This is a genomic window from Bacillus sp. FSL R5-0576 (assembly GCF_038004765.1).
Lineage (GTDB): Bacteria > Bacillota > Bacilli > Bacillales > Bacillaceae > Bacillus > Bacillus subtilis.
Window position 1 is genome coordinate 2,509,595 of sequence record NZ_JBBORU010000001.1, and the last position, 25,079, is coordinate 2,534,673.

The 25,079-nt window shown below is 44.4% G+C and carries 28 protein-coding genes; 5 read left to right on the forward strand and 23 right to left on the reverse strand.

Going from position 1 to position 25,079, the window contains the following annotated elements; genetic code table 11:
- Positions 1-19: 19 nt before the first annotated feature.
- Both mtnN and NX903_RS12945 read right to left on the reverse strand, forming a co-directional pair.
- A complete protein-coding gene (mtnN, locus tag NX903_RS12940) occupies positions 20-715 on the reverse strand; it encodes a 5'-methylthioadenosine/S-adenosylhomocysteine nucleosidase (protein ID WP_086344134.1) in 696 nt (231 codons plus the stop codon).
- Between the two features lie 20 nt (positions 716-735).
- Positions 736-1,377, reverse strand: coding sequence for a class I SAM-dependent DNA methyltransferase (locus NX903_RS12945; RefSeq protein WP_014480412.1), 642 nt, complete (start codon positions 1,375-1,377; stop codon positions 736-738).
- A 192-nt stretch (positions 1,378-1,569) separates the two neighbouring features.
- Between NX903_RS12945 and NX903_RS12950 the strand changes: the two genes are divergently transcribed.
- Positions 1,570-1,773: a YrzA family protein gene (locus NX903_RS12950; RefSeq protein WP_014477495.1), complete on the forward strand. Its 204-nt coding sequence runs from the start codon at positions 1,570-1,572 to the stop codon at positions 1,771-1,773.
- Positions 1,774-1,809: 36 nt separating this feature from the next.
- On the opposite strand, the gene NX903_RS12955 is transcribed toward NX903_RS12950, so the two are convergent.
- The 13 genes from NX903_RS12955 to NX903_RS13015 form a co-directional block, all read right to left on the reverse strand.
- The gene (locus tag NX903_RS12955; RefSeq protein ID WP_003246156.1) at positions 1,810-2,511 is read right to left on the reverse strand and encodes a YrrS family protein; all 702 of its coding nucleotides are present in this window, start codon (positions 2,509-2,511) and stop codon (positions 1,810-1,812) included.
- Between the two features lie 64 nt (positions 2,512-2,575).
- Complete coding sequence (locus NX903_RS12960; RefSeq protein WP_086344135.1) at positions 2,576-4,330, reverse strand: peptidoglycan D,D-transpeptidase FtsI family protein; 1,755 nt, start codon at positions 4,328-4,330, stop codon at positions 2,576-2,578.
- A 53-nt stretch (positions 4,331-4,383) separates the two neighbouring features.
- Complete coding sequence (gene greA, locus NX903_RS12965) at positions 4,384-4,857, reverse strand: transcription elongation factor GreA (protein WP_004399078.1); 474 nt, start codon at positions 4,855-4,857, stop codon at positions 4,384-4,386.
- Between the two features lie 250 nt (positions 4,858-5,107).
- Positions 5,108-5,743, reverse strand: coding sequence for a uridine kinase (gene udk / locus NX903_RS12970; protein ID WP_003225916.1), 636 nt, complete (start codon positions 5,741-5,743; stop codon positions 5,108-5,110).
- A gap of 6 nt (positions 5,744-5,749) precedes the next feature.
- On the reverse strand, positions 5,750-7,018 hold the full coding sequence (locus NX903_RS12975) for a peptidase U32 family protein (RefSeq protein ID WP_003229802.1): 1,269 nt from the start codon (positions 7,016-7,018) through the stop codon (positions 5,750-5,752).
- Between the two features lie 18 nt (positions 7,019-7,036).
- A complete protein-coding gene (locus tag NX903_RS12980; protein WP_014480415.1) occupies positions 7,037-7,966 on the reverse strand; it encodes a peptidase U32 family protein in 930 nt (309 codons plus the stop codon).
- A gap of 5 nt (positions 7,967-7,971) precedes the next feature.
- Positions 7,972-8,625: an O-methyltransferase gene (locus NX903_RS12985; protein WP_076458204.1), complete on the reverse strand. Its 654-nt coding sequence runs from the start codon at positions 8,623-8,625 to the stop codon at positions 7,972-7,974.
- Positions 8,626-8,776: 151 nt separating this feature from the next.
- Positions 8,777-9,859, reverse strand: coding sequence for an endolytic transglycosylase MltG (gene mltG / locus NX903_RS12990; RefSeq protein WP_014477501.1), 1,083 nt, complete (start codon positions 9,857-9,859; stop codon positions 8,777-8,779).
- A gap of 130 nt (positions 9,860-9,989) precedes the next feature.
- The gene (locus tag NX903_RS12995; RefSeq protein ID WP_003246199.1) at positions 9,990-10,271 is read right to left on the reverse strand and encodes a DUF1292 domain-containing protein; all 282 of its coding nucleotides are present in this window, start codon (positions 10,269-10,271) and stop codon (positions 9,990-9,992) included.
- Between the two features lie 17 nt (positions 10,272-10,288).
- Positions 10,289-10,705 (reverse strand): Holliday junction resolvase RuvX, encoded by a 417-nt coding sequence (gene ruvX, locus NX903_RS13000; RefSeq protein ID WP_003229795.1) that lies wholly within the window; start codon positions 10,703-10,705, stop codon positions 10,289-10,291.
- Positions 10,706-10,712: 7 nt separating this feature from the next.
- Entirely contained in the window at positions 10,713-10,979 is a 267-nt protein-coding gene (locus NX903_RS13005; protein ID WP_003225903.1) for an IreB family regulatory phosphoprotein, read from the reverse strand.
- A gap of 84 nt (positions 10,980-11,063) precedes the next feature.
- Positions 11,064-13,700, reverse strand: coding sequence for an alanine--tRNA ligase (alaS, locus tag NX903_RS13010; RefSeq protein ID WP_086344136.1), 2,637 nt, complete (start codon positions 13,698-13,700; stop codon positions 11,064-11,066).
- Between the two features lie 330 nt (positions 13,701-14,030).
- Positions 14,031-15,092 (reverse strand): AI-2E family transporter, encoded by a 1,062-nt coding sequence (locus tag NX903_RS13015; protein WP_009967889.1) that lies wholly within the window; start codon positions 15,090-15,092, stop codon positions 14,031-14,033.
- Positions 15,093-15,248: 156 nt separating this feature from the next.
- On the opposite strand from NX903_RS13015, the gene NX903_RS13020 reads away from it, so the two are divergent.
- From NX903_RS13020 to NX903_RS13035, 4 genes are read left to right on the forward strand one after another with little or no spacing between them, the layout of a single operon-like run.
- Complete coding sequence (locus tag NX903_RS13020; protein WP_086344137.1) at positions 15,249-15,977, forward strand: amino acid ABC transporter ATP-binding protein; 729 nt, start codon at positions 15,249-15,251, stop codon at positions 15,975-15,977.
- A 21-nt stretch (positions 15,978-15,998) separates the two neighbouring features.
- Positions 15,999-16,820 carry a glutamine ABC transporter substrate-binding protein GlnH gene (glnH, locus tag NX903_RS13025; protein WP_032722249.1) on the forward strand — a complete coding sequence of 274 codons (822 nt, stop codon included), beginning with the start codon at positions 15,999-16,001 and terminating at the stop codon, positions 16,818-16,820.
- 60 nt (positions 16,821-16,880) lie between these two features.
- Positions 16,881-17,531: an amino acid ABC transporter permease gene (locus NX903_RS13030; protein ID WP_086344138.1), complete on the forward strand. Its 651-nt coding sequence runs from the start codon at positions 16,881-16,883 to the stop codon at positions 17,529-17,531.
- A 16-nt stretch (positions 17,532-17,547) separates the two neighbouring features.
- Positions 17,548-18,204, forward strand: coding sequence for an amino acid ABC transporter permease (locus NX903_RS13035; protein WP_003229784.1), 657 nt, complete (start codon positions 17,548-17,550; stop codon positions 18,202-18,204).
- A 34-nt stretch (positions 18,205-18,238) separates the two neighbouring features.
- Here the strand turns inward: NX903_RS13035 and NX903_RS13040 are convergent, their stop codons facing one another.
- The 8 genes from NX903_RS13040 to cymR all read right to left on the reverse strand — a co-directional run bounded on the left by NX903_RS13040 (position 18,239) and on the right by cymR (position 25,023).
- A complete protein-coding gene (locus NX903_RS13040; protein ID WP_003229780.1) occupies positions 18,239-18,370 on the reverse strand; it encodes a YrzQ family protein in 132 nt (43 codons plus the stop codon).
- Positions 18,371-18,391: 21 nt separating this feature from the next.
- Complete coding sequence (locus NX903_RS13045; RefSeq protein ID WP_003225893.1) at positions 18,392-18,583, reverse strand: hypothetical protein; 192 nt, start codon at positions 18,581-18,583, stop codon at positions 18,392-18,394.
- 11 nt (positions 18,584-18,594) lie between these two features.
- Positions 18,595-19,119, reverse strand: a complete 525-nt coding sequence (locus NX903_RS13050; protein ID WP_072557129.1) for a PRC-barrel domain-containing protein — start codon at positions 19,117-19,119, stop codon at positions 18,595-18,597.
- A gap of 56 nt (positions 19,120-19,175) precedes the next feature.
- Positions 19,176-21,572, reverse strand: coding sequence for an SF1B family DNA helicase RecD2 (gene recD2 / locus NX903_RS13055; RefSeq protein WP_086344139.1), 2,397 nt, complete (start codon positions 21,570-21,572; stop codon positions 19,176-19,178).
- Positions 21,573-21,596: 24 nt separating this feature from the next.
- The gene (locus tag NX903_RS13060; RefSeq protein ID WP_202926392.1) at positions 21,597-22,217 is read right to left on the reverse strand and encodes a tetratricopeptide repeat protein; all 621 of its coding nucleotides are present in this window, start codon (positions 22,215-22,217) and stop codon (positions 21,597-21,599) included.
- 85 nt (positions 22,218-22,302) lie between these two features.
- Complete coding sequence (gene mnmA / locus NX903_RS13065) at positions 22,303-23,418, reverse strand: tRNA 2-thiouridine(34) synthase MnmA (protein WP_004398509.1); 1,116 nt, start codon at positions 23,416-23,418, stop codon at positions 22,303-22,305.
- Between the two features lie 27 nt (positions 23,419-23,445).
- Complete coding sequence (locus NX903_RS13070) at positions 23,446-24,588, reverse strand: cysteine desulfurase family protein (protein WP_042976695.1); 1,143 nt, start codon at positions 24,586-24,588, stop codon at positions 23,446-23,448.
- Positions 24,589-24,606: 18 nt separating this feature from the next.
- Positions 24,607-25,023, reverse strand: a complete 417-nt coding sequence (gene cymR / locus NX903_RS13075; RefSeq protein WP_003225879.1) for a cysteine metabolism transcriptional regulator CymR — start codon at positions 25,021-25,023, stop codon at positions 24,607-24,609.
- Positions 25,024-25,079: the final 56 nt, after the last annotated feature.

The window sequence follows — 25,079 nt, forward strand, 5'->3', positions numbered from 1 at the left end:
GGAGAACATTCTCCCCGTTTTAATGAATTCGTTTGATCACCTTTAACACAAGCTCTGTTGAATGGACAGCCGCCTGCTCTAAAAATTGGTCAAATGAAACATGTGATTCTTTTCCTGCGATATCAGATAACGCTCTGATGACGACAAACGGCGTTTTAAATTGATGGCACACTTGAGCCACTGCCGCAGCCTCCATTTCAACCGCGTACAGATCAGAAAATCTCGCACGCACCTCTTCAACCCGCTTCGGATCGTTCATGAAAGAATCGCCTGTTGCAATCGTTCCTTTTGCAACCTGAATGCCGTCGAGTTCAGATACCGCTTCTTCAGTGATGCTGATCAGCTTTTCATCCGCCGCATAAGCAGCCGGAAGACCCGGCACTTGGCCGTATTCATAGTCAAAAGCCGTTACGTCTACATCATGGTGGCGAACGTCAGTGGAAATGACGACATCCCCTACATTCAATGTATGATGAAATCCGCCGGCTGAGCCTGTGTTAATGACATAATCAGGCTTGTAACGGTCAAGCAGAAGCGTCGTGCTGATAGCAGCATTTACTTTTCCAATTCCTGATTTTAATAGAATCACTTCAGTTCCTTCAAATTCGCCTGTTGTAAATTCACAGTGTGCGATCGTTTCTGTTTTTGCATTTTCAAGTTTGTTTCTTAAGATGGTAACTTCCTCTTCCATTGCTCCGATGACTGCTAGTCTCATCTATTCACATTCCCTTCACTTTACCGTTTGATCGCCTCCATTATCCACACGAAGTCGTTTTGCTGAGTGAATCGGACTGCAAAACCTTCAGCTGTAAACATTTCTTTCAACGCATCCAATGTAGGATAATGCTCTGTCTCTAAATCATTTGCAAGCTGATAAAAGCCTTGAGAACGGGCTTTATCGATAGCCTTTTGATACGCTTGCGCATCTTCAAAGACGGTATCGGCAAACACTATTTTATCATGCAAGTGAAGGTATTTGCCATATTGCTTTATGGCAGCCCGCTTTTCTTCGTCAGTCAAATGATGAAAAGCATATGAACTGACAATTGTATCAGCCTGAAATGGCGGCTCAGGGAATGTCAGGAAGTCTCCATCAACGATTTCCGACCTGCCTGAAAGCTTGTCAGAAGCCAGTTTACGCATTGCTGGAGAAGGTTCGATCCCAAATACAGTTTTGCCTGCATCGAGCAGCTTAGCCGTCAAATTCCCTGTCCCAGGGCCAAATTCTAACACATGCGTTCCAGATTTGCTGACGATGGCATCAAGGATATGATCATAACCTCTGAACGCTTCTTTATACTGAATATCTAAACCTTGTACTGTTTGGTCATAAGTTGCTGCCCAATCTTCAAAGAGAGGGATAAATTCACGTCCCATATTTGTCACACTCCATATTTAATAATTCCTATAAGCATACTATGAATTAATGATGGAACAGTTCCTATAATACCACATCTTCTGAAAAGCAGGTACTAAAACACTTTGTGTATTTTATGCCATCTCATATTGCGCATTGACCGCAAAAAAGCTTATACTTCATATGACTTGTGAAAGCTGGAGGGTCAAGACATGAATTTTCAATTAGATCTGATTAAAGACAAAGTGGAATTTTTTGAAGCGGCTTCATTGCAGGAGCTTGAAAAGAAAATCAATACACAAATTGAAAACAATAAAGCCATCATGCTCCGGGTGAAATCTGTTTCACACCAAACTGCTGTGGCAGAAGGAAGAATATTGTACAGCGCGGTGGTTCATTTCGCAGCTGAAGCCTAAAACAAAAGCAGCCGGTTGTAACCCGGCTGCTTTTGTTTATTTTAGCTTTTCTACTTTTGTCGGCTTCCAGCCTTTTTCATCGACCCATGTAATCGTCACTTGATATTTATTCCCAGTCGCCTTGTCCAAAATCTTGCCTTTAGCATCCTGAGGGCTGCCGTTATTTCCAAGCCAGAGCACCGTCATGTTATCTGTTGAGACACCAGTTGCGTATGAAATGGCTTTCAGCATCTCAGCCCAGTCTTGTGAGCTTGAATCATAAGTAGCGGCATGCTCGCCAGTCTGCTCAGTTCCGACTGCTTTCCAGTCAGGATTTTCATACGTTTTTTCCACATCGCTCGATGAGCCGCCTTCTGTTACTTTTGCATCTTTAAGCCCGTCACCGGCTGAATCTGAGCTTGAATCTGAATCAGAGTCATCTTTTTTAGAAGAAGAATCATCTTTTTTGGAATCAGAGTCAGAAGACTTCTCAGAATCCTTTTCGCTGTCAGATGTATCTTTCTTGCTGTCTTTTATATCCTCATCCGATTTCTTTTCCGTCTTTCCTGAAGCCGGAGATTCCTGTTTTTGCGCCGTTTCAGAATCCTTGCTGACATCTTTGCTAGAAGGACTGTTAATGAAGAGATTCGCTGCTACTACGACAATTAGTATGGATACGATTGCGATTAAAATGTTAAGCACTAAATTGGCTTTTCTGCGTTTATCACGATTTTCATAACGAGATTGATTATTGCTCAATAATTCTGCACTCCTTTATCCCTCTTGGCTCAGCATATATTTTAACATGTGCTGAGAAGTTGTTCTATTTCTGATTGATTTCAATTTCGTGTACTTTTTTAACAATATCATAAAACACCGAATTTGTCAGAGCCTTATCTCCCGGTGTATCCATGTGTAAAACAACCAGAGCGTATTTCGGCTTATCCGCGGGAAAATATCCGGCAAACCATTTTTCATAGAGCGTTTCCTTCTCTTTTGAAAGCTTGCCTGTTTGGGCTGTGCCCGACTTCCCTGCTACAGTATACGGAAGATCTTGAAACCTTCTGCCCGTTCCGGAAGGAGATTCTACCACCCGCCGCAGTATTTTTTGAAGCTGCTGTGACGTATATTTGTCTATCGTTTCCCCTTTGAGCTTCTGATCTTTAAACGTAACGAGCGTTGTGCCGTTCTTATACTCAATTTGTTCGGCAATTTTCACCTGCCGTTTTTCTCCGCCGCGGGCGATTGTCGCCATCATATTGGCTACCTCCAGCGGCGTTACCTTTACATTTTTCTGCCCGATTGCTGTTTGCGCAATGGCTTTTTTGACTGATTTGTCTTTTTCATCCCCCCAAATCACGCCGCTTTTTTCGTTATACAGCTGGCGGAAATCGGTTTCGTGGTACAGTTTTCCCTCCCAGCCTGCCCGATCAGTGAGAGCCAGCTTCTCGGACATATCTTCAATAACCGAGCTGTCTTTTTTCATTAATTGTTCTGCAAGACTCGTAAATGTGTAATTACAGCTTTGGGCAAAACTTTCATCAAAAGACAAGGTGCCTTTGTCGTCCCCCGGTTCCCCGTACAGGTTTAAATTGCAATTAAAGGTTTGACTAGGCTTCACCATATTATTTTCGATTGCAGCTGCGGCAATGACTGTTTTAAAAACTGATCCGGGATAGATTGGCGTCAGCATATAATTTTGAAGTGTGTTTTGCCGGGACACATCCGCATCTGGTTTGCTTACAATTCCCAGAACACTGCTATTTTCGATGTCCAGCAGCGCAGCTCCTCCCTTTTTCAGCCCCTGTTCATCCAATACCTCCTCCATCGCTTTTTGAATGCTTTGATCGATCGTTGTTTTGACCTGGAGCGGATAAAATGTATTGGCTTCAGCTGTATATTTGACGTCCATGCCAAACAAAGGGTTTCCTTTTCCGTCCACATGATATAAAAGCTTTGTGTCTTGTTCCGGAAGCAAAAACTCGTCAAATGTCCGTTCTAAACCGGTTGTTCCGATTTCTGTTGTAATCGGAAGGCTCTCCTTGTCAGGATATTTCTTGCGAAGCAGCGCCGGATCTTGGTTCGTGCTCCCTATCGTATGTGAAGCAAGGCTGGGCTTGTCTTCATTCTCCATATATACGCCGTAAATGCCGGGATATTTCAAAGAATTGATTTTTGTGATAGATTGTTTTGAAAGTGTTTTGATTTTCTTTTGCTGCAAAATGACCGGTTTTTTTGCCTTACCTAGTGTCTGGCGCAAATCATCTTCAGACATGCCGAGGATGTCCGCAACTTTTTTGATCGGCCAATCCTGCGTCAGCAGAAAAGGGAACAAAACAACCGCAGGCTCGCTTTGTCCTGTCAGCGCCCGCCCGTTTCGATCTAAAAAAGAGCCTCTTCCATCTGAAATAAGCACTTCCTCCGTCCGCTGTTTCACACTTTCTTGAATCAAATTAATTTTCTTTTTAGAAAATGATTCTGTGAAAAACAGCTGGATTTCTGCAAGCCTCAGCAGAAGCAGAAAAAATACAATCAAAAAAGCGATGACTGCCAGCTTCATTCGTTTCGATATCTTCATAAAAAAACACCTCACCCACATTGTGGACGAGGTGTTTCGCTGCTAAACAGATATTATGAAATTTTCACAATTTTCACGAGCATTTCTCCGCCCGGTGTTTGTACTGTGACTTCTTCATCTACTTTTTTGCCCAAGAGGCTTTTTGCGATCGGTGAATCGTTTGAGATTTTCCCTTCAAACGGGTCAGCTTCCGCGCTTCCGACGATCGTATATGATTCTTCATCACCGTCAGGCAGTTCGACGAAAGTGACGGTTTTACCCAAACCGACAACGTTAGAGCCGCCGTCATCTTCAATGATTTTCGCATTGCGAATCATATTTTCAAGAGTCGTCACGCGGCCCTCTACAAATGCCTGCTCTTCTTTCGCTGAATCGTATTCAGAGTTCTCGGAAAGGTCTCCGAAGCTTCTCGCAATTTTGATTCGCTCTACTACTTCTTTTCGTTTAACCGTTTTCAAATATTCTAATTCTTGTTCAAGTTTTTGTTTTCCTTCTGCAGTCATAGGAAAAACTTTCTCTTGTGCCATGTCCCTTCACTCCTTCTGGTTGTCCCTCAACATCTTCGATTATGTATGAGAGCATAAACTAAAAAATACAAGAATGAGAACACAGGGCAGTCCTCGTTCTTCTCTCCCATATAGGTACTGTTTATCTTAAACTGAATCGTGTCGTTCTGCAAATATTTCGCGTTTATAAACAGGGAAAGAAGGGAATTCGCACATTCCCTTCCTGCCTATACATAATATGGTCAGAGTTATTTATGTCTATGCTATGGTATTACAAAATCGCGTTTTGTTCAAGAATGGTTTGAATTTTTGTGACCATCAGATCAATTGCGACGTGATTCTGACCGCCTTCCGGGATAATAATATCAGCGTATCGTTTCGTCGGCTCGACGAATTGGTTATGCATCGGACGGACCACTGACACATATTGTTCAATGACAGAATCAATAGAGCGTCCGCGCTCATTAATATCTCTCATAATCCGCCTGATGATACGCAAGTCAGCGTCCGTATCAACATAAAGCTTGATATCCATCAGATCACGAAGCCTTTTGTCTTCAAGAACAAGAATGCCTTCAAGGATAATAACATCCTTTGGCTCTACGTGAACCGTTTCTTCTGAACGTGTGTGAAGCTTATAGTCATAAATCGGCTTTTCAATCGGGCGGTAATTCAATAGATCCTGAATATGCTCGATTAAATAGTCATTATCAAACGCAAGCGGATGATCATAGTTTGTGTTCAGCCTTTCTTCAAACGGAAGATGGCTTTGGTCTTTATAATAAAGGTCCTGCTGGATCATTAAAATTGAGTGTCCTTTAAACTGTTCATAAATGGACCGTGTGACACTCGTTTTTCCTGAACCGGAACCTCCTGCGATTCCAATGACTACTGGATTCTTACCCATGGGCTGTTACTTCCCCTTTCTCATCATGTTGCTCGGATAAATCTTTTTGTCTAGTTTGAATTTGACAATTTGCAGGGGATGGCGGGCAGCATCTAGCTCATTTCCGTCTTCGTCCCAAATGGTTTCAATCGTATGTGTAAAGTTTTCGATTTCTGGACCGAAAAATTCCACTTCGTCGCCTTTTTTGAAGAAATTGCGCTGCTGAAGCGTGACCATTTGTGTATCTTCATCATAATTCAGCACTAAGCCGACAAAATCATATGTCGTTTTCTTGGCGTGTTCGCCGAACATTTGCTCTTCATAGCCTGGCGTTCCTTCAAAGAAAGCTGTCGCAGTGTCCCTGTTGGCGCACTTATCAAGCTCTTCAAGCCATTCTTTTTGAATCACAAAGTTCTCTGGATCAGCGCAATAAGCATCGATTACTTTGCGGTATACGCTGACAACAGTTGCTACATAGTGAATGGATTTCATGCGGCCTTCAATCTTTAAGCTGTCGATCCCCATTTCAATCATTTTCGGAATGGATTCAATCAGCTTCAAATCTTTCGGGCTCATCGCAAATGGTGCATCTTCTTCACCATACAAAGCAACGGCGTTGGCACCGTCTGTTTGGTAGAGATCATAATCCCAGCGGCATGACTGGCAGCAGCCTCCGCGATTGGAATCCCGCGCTGTCATGTGATTGCTCAGCACGCAGCGGCCGGAATATGCGATACACATTGCGCCATGAATAAAGGATTCGATTTCGATATCTACCTTTTCTTTCATTTCTCTGATTTCAAGAGCGCTTGTTTCACGTGCCAGCACGACGCGGTCGAGACCTTCTTCCTTCCAGAACTGGACAGCCTTCCAGTTTGAAAGAGACTGCTGTGTGCTCAAGTGAACCTCAACATTCGGCGCCACTCTGCGGCATGTTTCGATAATAAGCGGATCTGCCACAATAATACCGGCAACGTTGGCGTCTCCAAGCGCTTTTAAATAGTCTTCAAGCCCGTCCATGTTTTCATTATGAGCGAAAATATTCGTTGTTACGTAGATCTTCGCGCCATATTTCTTTGCGAATTCAACGCCTTCTGCAATTTCTTCGATCGTAAAGTTATCGGCATTCGAGCGAAGCCCGTATTCCTGTCCCCCGATAAAGACCGCGTCCGCTCCGTAATGAACAGCGATTTTCAGCTTTTCAAGATTACCCGCAGGTGCGAGAAGCTCCGGCTTTTTCGTAATCACACGCTTTCCATTAACGATTGTGGATATTTTATCATTTACGGCAGTCATAGCTTAACCTCCTTTTGATTAATAAACCGTTTCCTTGAAGAAGAATCCGGTATCAATTTTTCTGTTTACTGGCTGGATGCTTTCAATGCGTTCGATCCAGTCTTCTTTTTTCGCTTCGTATTCGTCACGGTTTTCCACGCACAAATCAATTGCTTCTCTGTACATTTTGGTGACTTCTATTAGGTATTCAGGCGTTTTCAAAACACCATCGATTTTGAAAGAATCAATTCCGGCATCTATCAATTCCTCGAGCTCATCAATGATGCACACATCGTTCGGGCTCATGATGTGAGTGCCGTTTTCATCTTCGAAAATCGGATATTTATTATCACGTTCTTTATCGTGTAAAAACATGCCTGATTCTTTTTTCTTTCTTTCAATGTCCATGACTTTGCCCTGATATTCAAAATAGTTTCCAATCAAAGAACGCTTCGATTGGAACATGCACGTCATTCCATGCACCTGGATTTCAATTTCGACTTCCGCATTTTCTTTAATCTCAACAATGCTGTCCATGTTTAATTCTCTGGCAAGCACAGAACGCGCCGCACCCTTGCGTCCCCAGTAGTTGCATGTATAATAGTTGGTGCCTGTCGTTTCTGTGCTCCAATGAAGCTTCAGAGCAGGCGCAGATTCACGGGCAGCCATCAGCACGGCAGGATCGCCGAATACCGCTGCATCGACACCGGCTTCTGCTAAGAAAGCCAGATATTCGCCAAGCTCACCCACTTTATCGTTATGGAAAATTGCATTTACAGCAACGTATACTTTTGCTCCTTCTTTGTGAGCAATCTCTACGGCTTTTGTTACATCTTCACGAGAAAATTCTCCGGCTAATCTCAAGCCGTATCTCTGTTCCCCAACTAAAAACGCAGTTGCCCCCGCCTGTATGAGCGGCAAAATGTCCGCTGTGCTCGTCGGCGTCACTAAGAGCTCTGGTTTTTTCATGACGTTCACCTCTTCTTTTTACTAATCGCAAGTCCGTCCCCGACAGGAATAATCGCAGTTTGATAATCCGGATGATTCATCAGCCAATGATTATATTCATCAATTTTTGTTACAAGCCTGCGCCTTCTCTTCGGTTCTATTTTGCTGTAATCCTCTGCCACCAGACCCTTAAACAGCACGTTGTCCGTTAAAATCACCCCGTCCGGTGAAAGCATCGGTTCATATAAATGAAAAAAGTTTTGATACTGACCTTTTGCAGCGTCAATAAAAATGACATCGTAAGGCGCGGTTACATGAACGGCGTCGGCTAATTCAAGCGCATCTCCGTAAAAAACATGAATCCGGTCATCAAGCTGAAATTCCTTGATATTGTTTACCGCTTCTTCATGCCGTTTCTCATTGCGTTCAATTGTATATATTTCAGCAGACGGCAGCTCCAGCGCCATTCGAATGGCTGAATAACCAATGGCCGTTCCGATTTCTAGTATTTTTTTCGGCTGTTTCACAGACAAAATTTGAAGCAGCACCTCCATGCCCGCTTTTTCCATGATCGGGACATGATGTTCTTCTGCATATGCTTCAAGCTTCTTCACGTTATCCGGCCGAGGCTTTAATAATGCTTCTATATAGTCATTTATTTGTTCATACCGGTCAGTCACTACAAACAGCCTCCCGTTCTAAAAAGGAGTGCCCCAGTCTTATGCACAGGACACTCTCTGAATACATCATGATACATCGGTAAACAACCCGATATATTTTATCATAAAACCTTGCGGAAAGCGAACAAAAGGAGAGCTTTTTGCTCTCCTTTTATTTCTCATTTTTTGAGGAAATGTATTTTTCTTTTGCTTTATTATGCTCTTTTAGCGTTTTTGTAAATACGACCTCACCATTTGATTTGGCCAAGAAATACAGATAGTCCGTTTTATCCGGATGCAGCGCCGCTTCCCATGACGACATGCCGGCATTGGCAATCGGCCCTGGCGTCAGCCCTGTGTTTTTATACGTATTGTATGGTGAATCGATTTCCAGATCCTTATAAAGAACCCGATCTTTATGCTTGCCTGCCGCGTACAACACGGTCGGATCTGTTTGGAGCGGCATTTTCTTTTTCAGGCGGTTATAAAAGACGCTCGCAATTTTGTGGCGGTCGGCTTTTTCAGTCGCTTCTTCTTCTATCAAAGAAGCCATCGTCAGCAGCTTATGCACAGAAAGTTTGTTTTTCTTCATTTCTGATTTATATGTTTCCACATAAGAATTTGTCTGCTTAATCATTGCCTTGATAATGTCTTCAAGTGATGTGTCCGGATCGTTAAAAGGGTATGTAGCCGGGAATAGGTACCCTTCAAGCGGGTGCTTAATGTTTTTATTGAAAACATCATTTGTCACAGTGTCCGGGAATTCTTTCTTCAGCTGATTGATAAATGTTTCATCGTCCAGCTTCGCTATGACTTGTTTTTTAGAGTATTTTGTTTCATCAGCAATAGCAGCCGCGATTTGGGTCAGCTGTGCTCCCTCAGTCACTGTGATTTGAAAAGCGTAACCTGTAGCCCCGCTTGTCAGCTTCTGAATAATGGCATCTAAATCCATACCTTTATTCAGATGGTAGAATCCGGCCTGAAACCCGGAAGCACCTTTATATTTCACATAGTACTGAAACGCCTTCTCGCTTTTTATGACATCATTTTTCTTTAATATCGATGCGATGGCTGAAACAGACGAACCGCTCGGAATGTTAATATTAACTGTCGTTTTACTGTCTTTTTCAACAGGTTCAAGCAATGATTTCCCATATAAAAATGCCCCGCCAATGATGAGAAACAGCACAACAATGGAAGACAGTATGATTCTTTTTTTATTAAAAAACGATTTTTTTTGCTGATTGATATACATTAGGTCTCCTCCCATCAGCTCTTATACTACATGATTCATTGTATTTCGGCAATTTATTACAAAAAGAGGCCTGCATAAAGCAGAAAAAAGCCGGAGCAGTATAGCTCCGGCTTTGGTTTGGCGCGATGTTTTACTCTTCGTCTTCGTCCGCTAAGAATGTGTTTAGTGTTTCTTCGATCATATCCCATTCTTCGTCAGTTTCAATCGGGAATAGCTCACCGTTTTCACCGTCTTCGTTTGGCGTGAAGCTGGAAGCAAGAATTTCTACTTCTTCGTCATCTTTTGATTCGATTGGATAGTACAAGACATAAGACTTGCCAAACTCTTCGTTTTCAAATGTAAACAGCACTTCACAAAGCTGTTCATTTCCTTGATCGTCAACAATTGTAATATTTTTTTCGCCGTGTTCCATTTTCTTCACCTCTGGCTTTAATTTAAGCTGTCAAGATATCCTTGTAAAATCATAACAGCCGCCATTTTATCAATGACTTTTTTTCGTTTTTGCCTGCTGACGTCAGCTGCAATCAGCATTTTTTCAGCCGCCATTGTGGTAAGACGCTCGTCCCACAGCACAACAGGAACATTGTACGTTGTTTCAAGCACTTTCGCAAATGTTTGGCTGGCTTCGCCTCTCGGGCCGACTGTTCCGTTCATGTTCTTAGGAAAGCCGAGCACGATTTTATCTATAGTATAGTCCTTTATCAGTTCAGATAAACGGGATAAACCATAATCGCCTTCTGCTTCATTTATCTTTATGGTCTCAATGCCTTGAGCAGTCCAGCCCATTTCATCGCTCAGAGCTACACCGAGTGTTTTGGTTCCTAAATCGAGTCCTAATATTCTCATTCTTTATTTACGCCTCTTTATGCTGTTCTAAATAAGACTTTACCAATTCCTCGATTAATTCGTCTCTTTCAAGTTTGCGAATTAAATTGCGAGCGTCACGATGCCTAGGAATATAAGCGGGATCACCTGACAGCAAGTATCCGACAATCTGGTTGATTGGATTGTAGCCCTTTTCCTGAAGCGCGTCATACACTGTAATCAGCACCTCATTTACGTTAGTCTCAGCAGAATCATCGGAGAAATTAAATTTCATCGTTTTATCAAACGAGCTCACCGTTTTGCACCTCTTTCCCAAATTCGCAGGCAAAGTTCAGCCTGGGGTCCTAATCTTACCATCATTCTACACTACATGGGCGAATTATAAAACGGATTTCACCCAATCTTCTACAGAAGCCAAAGCTTCTTCTAATTTTTCCGGCTGTTTACCGCCTGCCTGCGCCATGTCCGGACGGCCTCCGCCGCCTCCGCCGCAAACTTCCGCAGCTTGTTTAACCAGCTTGCCGGCGTGAAGGCCTTTCTCAATGAGGTCCTTTGTGACTCCGGCAGAGATATTAACTTTATCGTTTTGTACCGCACCAAGCACGATCACCGCAGAGCCAAGCTTTGCTTTGAGTTCATCGACCATAGTGCGGAGATGATTCATGTCTTTTGCATTTACTTTTGCCGCAAGCACGTTTACGCCGTCAACTTCTTTTACTTTCGACAGGATTGCTCCTGCTTCCACGTTGCCTAGTTTTGCAAGAAGAGATTCATTTTCTCTTTGTGCTTCCTTCAGTTCAGCCTGCAGAGCCGCGACCCGTTTCGGCACTTCTTTGATATTTGTTTTCAGCTCGTCAGCGGTCTGCTTCAATACAGAAATCTGGCTGTTCATTTCGACGTAAGCGCCTTGTCCCGTTACAGCTTCAATCCGTCTTGTGCCTGCGCCGATTCCAGATTCAGAAACGATTTTAAACAAGCCGATTTCTGCTGTATTTCTGACATGGCAGCCGCCGCACAGCTCTAAGCTGTAATCTCCAACTTGAACGACACGGACAATATCGCCATATTTTTCGCCGAACAGTGCCATCGCACCCATTTCTTTTGCTTCAGCGATCGGTTTCAAATCAATGCTGACCGGGATGCTCGCCCAGATCTTTTCGTTTACGATTCTTTCAATTTGTTCAAGCTCTTCTTTTGTCACTTGGCCAAAGTGCGAGAAGTCAAAACGAAGACGGTTTTCCGTTACAAGAGAGCCCGCCTGATTGACATGAGTTCCAAGAACATCTTTTAGAGCCTGATGCAATAAATGCGTTGCCGTGTGGTTTTTAATGACGCCGCTTCTCATATGGTCTTCAACTTCAGCCGTAACATGCAGGCCTTTTTGAACAGTACCGCTCTCCACAACACCTTCATGCACATGCTGGCCGTTCGGCGCTTTTTGAACATCTTTAATTCTTACAACTGCCTGCTCGCTTCGGAGATAGCCTTTATCGCCGATTTGGCCGCCGCTTTCTGCATAGAACGGTGTTTCATCAAGAATGATTTGAACGCTTTCTCCTTCATGAGCCTCTTCGATTAATTGGCCGTCCTGAAGAAGCACAATGATATTGGCATCAGCTTTGGTTTGAGAGTAGCCGACAAATGTGCTTTCAACTGTCACGTCGCGCAGTGCGCCGCCCTGCACCTGCATGCTGCCGACATCCTGGCGGGCGTTTCTTGCCCGTTCACGCTGCTGGTTCATTTCCTCCTCAAAGCCCTCATGGTCAACCGTCATGTTCTCGTCTTCTGCGTATTCTTCAGTCAATTCAACCGGGAATCCATACGTATCATACAGTTTAAACACATCAGCACCTGAGATAACGCTGCTGCCCTTGTCTTTTTCTTTTTTGATCATTTCTGACAGGATCGCAAGCCCTTCATTAAGGGTCTCATGGAAGCGTTCTTCCTCGGTTTTAATGACTTTTGCGATGAAATCCGCTTTCTCTTTCACTTCAGGATAGAAATCAGCCATGATTTCTGCGACAACCGGCACTAAATCAAACATGAACGGACGATGGATGTTGATCGTTTTGGCATAACGCACGGCACGGCGTAATAAGCGTCTTAATACATAGCCGCGGCCTTCATTTGACGGCAGCGCACCGTCACTGACAGCAAAGGCAACCGTTCTGATATGGTCAGCAATCACTTTAAACGCAGTGTCTTTCACATTGTCTTTGCCATATGTTTCACCAGAAATCGATTCTGTTGCTTTAATGATCGGAACAAACAAATCGGTGTCAAAGTTTGTCGGAACATTCTGGATGACAGATACCATTCTTTCAAGACCCATGCCTGTATCAATGTTTTTCTTTGGAAGCGGTGTGTACGTGCCGTCAGGGTTATGGTTGAACTCTGAGAACACTAGGTTCCATACTTCCAGGTAACGGTCGTTTTCCCCGCCTGGGTAAAGCTCCGGATCTTCCGGATCATTACCGTATGCTTCACCGCGGTCGTAAAAGATTTCCGTATTCGGTCCGCTCGGCCCTTCACCGATATCCCAGAAGTTCCCTTCCAGACGGATAATTCTTTCTTCAGGAATACCGATTTTTTTCGCCCAAAACTCATATGCCTCTTCATCTTCAGGATGAACCGTAACAGAGAGAAGCTCTTTGTCGAAGCCAATCCACTTGTCGCTCGTTAAAAACTCCCAAGCCCATGTAATGGCTTCTTCTTTGAAATAATCGCCGATGGAAAAGTTTCCGAGCATTTCAAAGAAAGTGTGATGGCGCGCAGTTTTACCTACATTTTCTATATCGTTTGTTCTGATCGCTTTTTGAGCGTTTACGATTCTTGGATTTTCCGGCACGACACGGCCGTCAAAATATTTTTTCAGCGTCGCAACACCGCTGTTGATCCAAAGCAGTGAAGGATCCTCATGAGGCACTAATGACGCGCTTGGCTCTACCGCATGTCCTTTTTCTTTAAAGAAATCCAAAAACATTTGACGCACTTCCGCAGAAGTTAAGTGTTTCATTGTATTTCCTCCTCTATAAAAATCGAAATTCTCTTCAGTGACAGCAAAAAAGCCCTCCCCCTATGCAAACCAACGTTTACACAGGGACGAGAGCTGTCTCGCGGTACCACCCTGATTACGGGCATTCATTCGCCCGTCACCTTTAACCCTGTAACGCAGGATAAGCGGCAGTGATTAACTGCACTCAGGATTAGCTTCCTCCGATCTTCTGATAAAGCTCCTTTCAGCTTATGGAGCTTCTCTCTTTAACAGGGCTTCGGCGTACTCAGATCCGTCACTCGAGATTCGTATGTATTCTACGAGAAATTATAGACAAGCGGCACGCCGATGTCAATGCTCCGTCCTCATCCGCAAAAAATGGATCATCATTACTTTTAAAACAGCCGTCGCAGGAACAGCCAGAATCATCCCGACAATTCCCGCAAGCTCCCCTCCGGCAAGAAGCGCAAGCATGATAACGACCGGATGCATTTTAAGGCTTCTGCCGACAATGAACGGACTGAGGATATTTCCTTCCATAAACTGCAGAATAAACACCGTAATCACCACAACAAGAACAGCCTTGACTGAGATCGTCATCGCAATTAGCAACGCAGGAACAGCTCCGATGAAAGGGCCAAAATACGGGATGACATTTGTTACTCCAGAGATAAGGCCAAGTATCAGCGGATATGGAAGCCCAAATACCCAAAACGAAATGCCTGCAATCACGCCAAGAATCAAGCAGACCAAAAGCTGGCCGCGGATATAATCGCCAAGCGAATCATCCACATCCCGCAAAAAGGCGCTGCCCCGCTTTCTCCACGACTTCGGAGTCAAGTACCATACTGTCTTTTTCATTAATTCAATGTCCTTCACCATATAAAACACGAGAAAAGGGATTGTTGCAGCAATTAAGAAGTAATCAAGCACATTGCGGATCCCGCTGATCGCACCCTCGATCGTTCCCGCAAAAAACGCCTCCGTCTGGCGGATCATTTTATCTATACGGTGATGCATACCATCAGGCCAGTCATCCGTATGGTTATGCACATGAAGAAGAAGCCCATTATACGTTTCAGCAAACATGGGTATATTTTCTGACAAATCCGTCAGCTGCACGATTAAAACAGGCACCCCTTTATACAACGCCCAGCCAATCCCGCCAAAAAAAAGAACATAAATGACCAAGATGCTCAAAGTCCTAGGCAATCCTTTGCCATGCAGCCATTCCGTGACCGGAAGCAATAAATAAGATATAAAAATAGAAATGATCAAGGGAATAAAGATCGTTTTTATGACGAGCCAAAAGGGTGACCATAACATATCAAGCATAAAAAAGACATAGACTGTTAACAGAACCAGCAAACAAATAGCCACCCACAACAAAAGCTGCACCGGTTTTTGGAGCATCTGCTTTCACCTCACCTATATCTTTTGAGGTTTACACGGAATTATTCTATTATGTTTCTTTAGTCAGCCAGAAGTCATGGACATTTTTTCACATTTAATTTTCAGAAAAGTTTGATCATTTACTTTTTGGTCAAATTTTCTGATAGGAGGATTGCGATGATCACATTTCAAAATGTAAACAAGCATTACGGAGATTTTCACGTGTTAAAACAAATTAATCTTCAAATCGAAAAAGGTGAAGTCGTTGTTATCATCGGCCCATCCGGTTCCGGTAAAAGCACATTGCTCAGATGCATCAACAGACTTGAGACGATCAATGAGGGAGTGCTCACAGTAAACGGCACCGTCATTAACGACAGAAAAACTGATATCAATCAAGTGCGGCGGAATATCGGGATGGTGTTTCAGCACTTTCATTTATATCCGCATAAAACAGTGCTGCAGAACATCATGCTGGCTCCGGTAAAAGTGCTTAGACAATCACCTGAACAAGCAAAGGAAACGGCGCGGTACTATCTTGAAAAAGTCGGCATCCCAGACAAGGCTGACGCCTATCCTTCCCAGCTTTCCGGCGGGCAGCAGCAGCGTGTTGCCATCGCAAGAGGACTGGCGATGAAGCCGGAGGTCATGCTGTTTGACGAGCCGACATCAGCACTTGATCCTGAAATGATCGGCGAGGTGTTAGATGTCATGAAAACACTCGCCAAAGAAGGCATGACAATGGTTGTCGTGACACACGAAATGGGGTTTGCCAAAGAAGTTGCCGACCGAATTGTCTTCATTGACGGAGGAAAAATTTTAGAAGAAGCAGTGCCGGCTGAGTTTTACGCGAACCCGAAGGAAGAACGGGCCCGCTTATTCTTAAGCCGTATTTTAAATCATTAAAACAGAAATGGGGGAGCTTGTATGAAAAAGATTTTTTCTTTAGCATTGATTTCTTTATTCGCTGTCATCTTGCTTGCCGCTTGCGGCAGCAAGGGATCAAACGGAGAAGCCTCAAAGGAGAGCAAAAAAGATACGCTAGCCGCTATTAAAGACAATGACAAAATTGTCTTCGGCGTAAAAACGGACACTCGACTGTTCGGTCTTAAAAATCCAAGCTCAGGTGAGATTGAGGGTTTTGATATTGATATTGCCAAACAAATCGCTAAAGACATTTTAGGTGATGAGAAAAAAGCTGAATTTAAAGAGGTCACCTCAAAAACAAGGATTCCTATGCTGCAAAACGGGGATATCGACGCCATTGTCGCCACAATGACGATCACTGAAGAACGAAAAAAGGAAGTTGATTTTTCTGATGTCTATTTCGAGGCCGGGCAATCGCTGCTCGTGAAAAAAGGCAGCAAAATCAAGAGTGTCGAGAATCTTGGCAAAGGCTCAAAAGTTCTTGCAGTAAAAGGCTCCACCTCCTCTCAAAACATTCGTGAAAAGGCGCCTGAAGCATCTGTTTTAGAATTTGAAAACTACGCAGAAGCCTTTACAGCCCTTAAATCGGGGCAAGGCGATGCCCTCACCACAGATAATGCCATTTTATATGGAATGGCTGATGAAAATAAAAATTATCAATTAACAGGAAAGCCTTTTACAGATGAGCCTTACGGGATCGCCGTGAAAAAAGGGCAATCTGCTCTCGCGAAGGAAATCAACGCTTCACTTAAAAAGATGAAGTCGGATGGCAGATACGATGAAATTTATAAAAAATGGATCAAAGAAGACCCAGCTGAATAACAACCATCCCGGGATGAGCAGGTGATGCTCATCCCGATTTGATAAGGAGTGAATAGGCAAATGAATGTATCAATTCTTTTCGATAACTTCGGCATGTATATGGACGGTTTTTACCATACCTTGCTCGCAAGTGTTATCGCGCTGGCCGGCAGTTTTGTCCTCGGCGTTGCTGTAGCGGTTATGAGAATAACAGTCTTTAAGCCGCTGCAATGGCTCGGGACCGCATATGTAGAGTTCATCCGCAACATCCCTCTTCTTTTAATTACCTTTGTTTTCTATTTCGGACTTCCAAACGCAGGCCTGAGGCTTGACGGTTTTCAAGCGGGAACGGTTGCTCTCACCATTTATACCTCTGCGTTTATCGCTGAAGCCATCAGAGCAGGCATCCAGTCTGTTTCAAAAGGGCAGATGGAAGCGGCACGCTCGTCAGGCTTTACCTACAGCCAAGCCATGCTCCATATCATTTTGCCGCAGGCAATCAAAATCGTCATGCCGCCTTTAGGCAATCAATTTTTAAACTTAGTCAAAAACTCTTCGATTCTTGGGGTTGTGGCCGGATTGGATCTTATGTACCAGGCTGATTTAGTCTCGTCGAGCACACTCGTTGTATTTGATGTTTATATTTTCGTGGCGCTTTTTTACTTAGTGCTGACGATTCCGCTTAGCATCGGTGTTAACTATCTGGAAAAACGGCTGGAAAAAAGCTATTGATAAGGAGTGAGTTACATTGGATTTCATCGGTGCTTATTCACAGGAGCATTTAGCGTTTTTATGGGATGGCTTTCTCGTCACCTTGTACGTTGCTTTCATCTCCATCATTCTGAGCTTTTTCTTCGGTTTAATCGCAGGAACCCTGCGTTATGCGAAAGTTCCCGTTCTTTCTCAATTGATTGCGGTTCTCGTTGAAACGATCAGAAACCTCCCCTTGCTGTTAATTATTTTCTTTACGTTTTTTGCCCTTCCGGAAATTGGGATTAAGCTTGAAATTACAGCTGCTGCAATTACAGCACTAACGATTTTTGAATCCGCTATGCTATCTGAAATTATCCGAAGCGGACTGAAATCAATTGACAAAGGACAAATTGAAGCGGCGCGCTCCTCCGGGCTGAGCTATACACAGACCCTGTTCTTTATCGTCATGCCGCAAGCGCTTCGCCGCATGGTTCCGCCCATCGTAAGCCAGTTTATTTCTTTATTAAAAGATACATCGCTCGCTGTTGTGATCGCCCTGCCTGAACTGATTCACAACGCGCAAATTATAAACGGCCAAAGCGCAGACGGCAGTTATTTTTTCCCGATCTTTTTACTTGCGGCCCTTATGTATTTCGCAGTCAACTACAGCCTTTCACTCGCAGCAAGACGCCTCGAGGTCCGGCAAACATAGAAAAGGATACTCTTTGGAGAGTATCCTTTTTGCATTAAAACATTTTCGTAATTCTTCTTCTCATCCGCTTCATGCTTCGATTATTCAGCATGTCAGATTGAGTCGCCATTCGGTACACGAGAGCTCCGGCTCCCATTGCCAAAAGAGAAGTCATCGTCCGATTCATCCTGCGCATCTCCTTTCATGATTAAAAATTGATGCTGCGTTCATCCTCAGAAAACAAATCATCCAAGCTGCTTAACGTTCCGTCTTCTTCCACCTGATGAGTTGCAATCTTCCCTTTCGCCACTGTCAGTTCAATAAAACAGCCCCAGCAATAATATTGGTTCACGCCGATTTTGCCGATATCCTTACTTTTGCAATTCGGGCATATAAGCATACCTCACACCTCTATCCGTTCAGAACGATCTCGTCTTTCCGCACCTCGACAAGCGAATCCGCTCTTTGGATCTGGCGCTTGCTTCCCGCCAGGTCAGAAAAGAAACCGTCCGAGAGTTCATATGCTACGATTATGCCCCTGTCCAAACAAAAGTATACATCTTCCAGCATCCCCAATATATCGCCCTCTTGCGATTTCACAAGCTTCATCTTCATCTGCTCGTATGTGAAGCATGTTTTCGGAAGAGGCAGAAGCTGTTCTGAACTGACCGAAGCCAATATGCGGTCATCAAGAATGGAAGAGATATCACACGCCCGTAATAGCGCATGATGATGATGCAAAAAGCGTTTTTGTGCAAGAATAAACCCGAGACAATCTCCCTTCATAGAAAAACAAATATCAGAAATTGCCCCGAGATAACAAGAAGTTCGTTCTGAGTATACTGGGAATCCTTCTACTTCATGGCATGTTCTCAAAGTGTGATCAACCACCTTTTGTTGAACAGGCTTAGGTTTTGCTTTGCGCCTTAGACTCATACGATGAAATCAATTCCACTGCAAATGAAAAAAACTCCCGCTTGCACGGGAGCATTTTATTGCTGTTCTTCTTTCATAAAATCGAATGGTGTAATGCCTTCCATGCCAATGTTGGCGTCGTGTACGCTGAACGGGAGCTCTTTTTGGAGAGCCTCAAGCTCGGCATCCATTTCCTCAACCTGTACGGACAGCCTGTTTTTTAAGGAGGTCTGTCTGACAGTTGCATCATTATTTTTCACGCCCCACTCCAGCGCCTCCTCCTCACCGCATAAAATGAGAAATTTCTTCGCTCTTGTAATCGCGGTATAAAGAAGGTTTCTTCTGAGCATTCTATAGTAGCCTTTCACAACAGGCAAAACCACAATCGGAAATTCACTTCCCTGCGATTTATGAATAGAACAGCAATACGCATGGGTAAATTGATTAAAATCCTTTTTCGTAAATGTCATTTCATTGCCGTCAAAAGAAACGACGGCCATGTCTTCTTTTTCTGTATTTTCCTTTGCATAAAATATCGACGTGATTTCGCCAATATCTCCGTTGAACACATTGTTTTCCGGCTGATTGACAAGCTGCAAAATTTTATCTCCGGTTCTGTAGACAACATCCCCGAACTTCAATTCTCTCCGTTTTTCTTTAGGAGGATTTAAAATGTCCTGCAGCATCACATTCAATTCATTAATGCCGGCTTTTCCTTTGTACATCGGAGCGAGGACCTGAATGTCCTTTGCTGTATAGCCTTTTTTCAATGCATTGGCGACAACCTTCTCAACTACTTCTTTGATTTGCGAGCCTCCGCAGCGAATAAAGGAACGGTCCTTTGTCGGGGCAGTCAAATTGTTCGGCAGCAATCCATTTTTCATCTGGTGGGCAAGCTCGACGATTGATGACCCCTCCGCCTGGCGATAGATGTCTGTCAGTCTCACAGTCGGAATCACCTGGGATGCCAGCAGGTCTCTGAGCACTTGTCCCGGACCGACGGAAGGCAGCTGGTCTTCGTCTCCGACAATGATGATTTGTATATGATCAGGGATCGCCTTGAACAAATGATTCGCCAGCCATATATCAAGCATACTGGCTTCATCGATAATTAACAGCTTCCCTTCGATCGGCTGATCCTCTGTATGAGTAAAGCCTTCAGCGCCGTTCCAGCCAAGCAGCCTGTGTATCGTGACTGCAGGAAGTCCCGTTGATTCACTCATCCGTTTTGCTGCTCTCCCTGTCGGAGCGGCCAAAACAATCGGAAAAGCTTCATCCTTTTTATAAGCTGACGGGTCTAGTGACACACCGTGAAGCTCTCCGTAGAGCTCGACAATCCCTCTGATTACCGTCGTTTTCCCTGTTCCCGGACCGCCTGTTAAAAGAAGCATCGGCGAGGAAAGGGCTTTTTGAATCGCTTCCTTCTGGCTGGGGGCATACTGAACGTTCATCCGTTCTTCCAGTTCTCCCAACGCGAGCAAAAACTCTGATTCGGGAAACTGGTTCTCATATTCGGTTTGGCTAGCGATATATTTCACACGCTTTGCAACGTTTTGTTCTGCGTAAAACAGCGATGGAAAATAACAGCGGCCATCTTCAATGACAATGTCTTTATTTTCTCCAAGGGCAATAATCGCGTTAGCGGCATCCATTTCTGTGATGCGCTGCCCTTCCCTTGCTGACTGGTTTAACAGAGATTGGGTGTCAATGATCAGCTGTTCTGTTTCTATGTACGTGTGCCCCTCTGACAGACAAGTCGCTTCAAGCGTGTACAAAATAGCAGCTTTTACCCGCTCAGGATGGTTACCCGAAAGACCCATTCTGCTGCCCAGCTCATCCGCTTTCCCAAACCCGATGCCTTCTACATCCTTCACAAGCTGATAAGGATTTTCCTGAATCTTTTCAAGCGTCTCGGATTCATAGGCTTGATAGATTTTCATAGACAGCTGCGGGCCAAAGCCAAACTGATTCAAGGAAATCATGATTTGCTCCAGTCCCTGATGCCGCTGCAATGCACCGGCCAGCGTGTCTGCTTTCTTTTTTGAGAGTCTGGGAACATCATAAAGCACTGAAGCGTCAGCCAATATTTTATTAATGGCGCTGTCGCCCAGCTTTTTCACAATTTCTTCAGCTGTTTTTTTGCCGATCCCCTCGAATAAATCACTCGATAAATATTGAATGATGCCTTCCTTAGTCGTTGGAATCTCCTTTTTGAAATGCTCCGCCTGAAATTGGAGCCCGAATTTTGGATGGGTTACGATCTTTCCGTAAAACGTGTAGGTCTCTTCTTCTTGAAGCGCAGGGAAGTAGCCCGTCACGGATACGGCTTTATCTTCAATGGCTTCGGAGGTCTCTGTGACTTTCACTTTCAGAACCGTATATAAATTGGTGTCATTATGATAGATGACTGTGTTGACTGTCCCTTTTAAATAGGGCTCTTCCTCCAGTTTAAGCTGATCCGGATGCTGCTGCACGAGCTGTCCCTCCTCCTGTGCCTGTTATGATGGATCAATCAGTTTTTTAGCATGAAGCGCAAGCATATGATCTGGCTGGATATCAATTGCCTTGTCCAGCATTTCCAGCGCTTTTTCTCGGTTTTCTTTATAAGCATAAGCGACACCGGCATTATAAAATGCATCTGCATGCCCCGGGTCTTGCTCTGTTACAGCTGCGAATTGGCTGAGCGCTTCGTCCAGCATGCCCTCGTTGGCTAAGCACATCCCGAATTGAAAACGCGCTTCCGTATCGTTTTCATTCAGTTCGACCGCTCTTTGTAAATATGGCAGTGCAAGCTTAGGCTGTTCGAGCTTGACAAGCACCGTTCCGAGCATGTAAAACAGGTCGCCGTTTTCCATCCCCGCACGAAGCGCTTTTTCAAACATGTCTTTGGCTTCTTTGTACATTTCTTTTACAACATAGACATTTCCTGCTCCATAATAAGCAGTGGCTGCGCTATTGTCTAATTCAAGCGCTTTATCATAAAACGCAAGCGCACGTTCCAGCTCGTTTACGGATGAAAGCAGGTTGGCAAAATTGATATACGGAATCGCGTCTTCTTTATTTTCTTCAATCGCTTTTGTAAATGCCTCTGCCGCTTTCTCGTAATCGCCTTCCTGCATCGCCTCTATACCGAGTTGATTATAATCCACCGATCATCTTCCTTTCATTAAAAAACCCCAACTCAGTGTTGAGGTTTTTCATCTTTTATACGTACCACAATTTTGTTCCGTCTTTGTACACATCATCAATTGTCCCGCCGCCAAGACATTCTTCGCCGTCATAGAAGACAACGGCTTGTCCCGGCGTTACAGCGCGGACTTGTTCATCAAAGATGACTTCCGCTTCACCCTCGCCAGTCATGCGCACCGTTACTTTATGATCTTCTTGGCGGTAACGGAATTTAGCCGTGCAGGAAATCTCTTCGCCCTTCATGATATCCGAACGTACCCAGCTGATATTTGTTGCTGTGATTTTGTCAGAATATAAAAGCGGGTTATGGAACCCTTGATCCACGTAGAGGATGTTCTTTTCAAGATCTTTGCCTACCGCAAACCACGGCTCGCCGCTTCCGCCGATGCCAAGGCCGTGACGCTGTCCGATCGTGTAATACATCAACCCGTCGTGACGGCCTTTTACTTCACCGTCCATCGTCATCATATCGCCCGGCTGTGCAGGGAGATATTGGCTGAGAAACGTTTTGAAGTTGCGTTCGCCGATAAAGCAGATGCCTGTACTGTCTTTTTTCGTCGCCGTTGCAAGTTCTGCTTCTTTGGCGATTTCACGCACACGGCTTTTTTGAAGTTCGCCGATCGGGAACATGACTTTGCTCAGCGTATCTTCTGTCAGCTGATTCAAGAAGTACGTTTGATCCTTGTTTTCATCAATGCCGCGCAGCATTCTGACTTTTCCGCCGCTTCTGTCTACTCTTGCATAGTGGCCAGTCGCTAAATAGTCGGCGCCAAGTGACAATGCATGCTCCAAAAAGGCCTTGAATTTAATTTCTTTGTTGCACAGTACATCCGGGTTTGGTGTTCTGCCTGCTTTATATTCATCAAGAAAGTATTGAAATACCTTCTCATAATATTGCTTTTCAAAGTTTACGGCATAATACGGAATTCCGATTTGGTTGCAGACGCGGATCACATCTTCATAATCCTCTGTCGCCGTGCAAAAACCGTTTTCGTCCGTATCGTCCCAATTTTTCATAAAGATTCCGATTACATCATAGCCCTGTTCTTTTAACAGCAGGGCCGCCACAGATGAGTCTACTCCGCCGGACATGCCGACGACGACTCTTGTATCCTCCGGCCGTTTTTCCATTTCATTCACTCCAATTACTAAGCCGCCTTATTGTGTCAGCCGTTTGACAACGTCGGCCACATGTTTGGCAGCAGTTTTCACTTGCTCAGCCGTATTGCCGAGGCCGAAGCTGATTCGAATAGAGGACGTCAGCCGGTCACTCTCTTCTCCGAACATAGCAGTCAGAACATGTGACGGCAGGACTGAACCGGCCGTGCACGCTGAACCGCTGGAGACAGCGACACCCGCCATATCAAGATTAACCAGCAGCGCTTCCACTGACACACCGGGGAAATAAAGATTCAGAACATGCGGCAGACTATGCTCTTTGTCCCCGTTGATCTCGAATGCCACACCTGCATCTCTAAGCGTGTCGGCAAAGATTGCTTTAAACGATTGATACTTCTCGTTTTTTTCGTCCCGTTCTTCACTTGACAGCTTGATCGCTTCTTTCAGCCCGACAATGCCTGGAACATTTTCCGTTCCGGCACGGCGTTTTCTTTCTTGCTCTCCTCCGAATAAAAGCGGTGAAAGCTTCACATCTTTACTAGCATATAAAAAGCCTGTCCCTTTTGGCCCGTTGAGCTTGTGCCCGGAAACAGACAGAAGGTCAATATGGCTGTTTTTCACATCAATGGGCAGCAACCCGAATGCCTGAACAGCATCGGTATGAAAATAAGCTTTGTGTTCCTTTAACAGCTCACCGATTTCTTCGATCGGCTGCACTGTTCCAACTTCATTATTTCCATACATCACTGTCACAAGGATTGTATCATCACGCAGTGCTTCTTTCACCTGTTTTGCACTGACTCTTCCATTTTGGTCAACGTCCAGATACGTTATGTCAAATCCGTCTTCCTCAAGTTTTTCACAAGTGTGAAGCACGGCGTGATGCTCAATTTTTGTTGTGATGATATGTCTGCCAAGATCTTTTCTTGCAAGTGCGGTTCCCATGATCGCCAAGTTATCAGCTTCCGTTCCCCCACTTGTAAAAATGATCTCCTGCTCTGCCGCTCCGATTTCTGCTGCGATCTGCGCTCTTGCTTCATCCACCCATTTTCGAGATTCTCTGCCAAATGAATGAATACTGGAGGGATTACCGAAACTGCCGGAGAAGTGCGGTATCATTTTATCCAGCACGCGCTCATCCATCGGAGACGTTGCGGCATGATCTAAATAAATCCGTTCCATTATGTTTACACCTCTGATCTAAATATAGAACATATAAGCTTCTTGCTCTCCGTCTGTATAGCTGGCAAGATCCTCTAATGTTGTACTGTCTAAAACCTCTTTTACAGCATCCCGAATGCGAATCCAGAGCTCACGCTTGGCAGGCTCCTCATCTTCCAGCACTTCAACAGGGCTGATCGGCCCCTCAAGCACACGGATAATATCTCCCGCGGTAATGGCATCCGGCTCACTGCCTAATACATATCCGCCATATGCGCCTCTGATGCTTTTCACTAAACCGGCATTTCTGAGCGGCGATACCAGCTGCTCCAAATAATGCTCGGACAAATTATTCGTCTGTGCGATGCTTTTTAATGAAGTCGGGCCTTCACCGTGCTTTTTTGCAAGCTCGATCATAATGGTGAGCCCGTATCTTCCCTTAGTTGATATTTTCAACATGAACACCTCTGTTATTTCATGATTTTCCACATTTATAATGGTAATTTCTATAT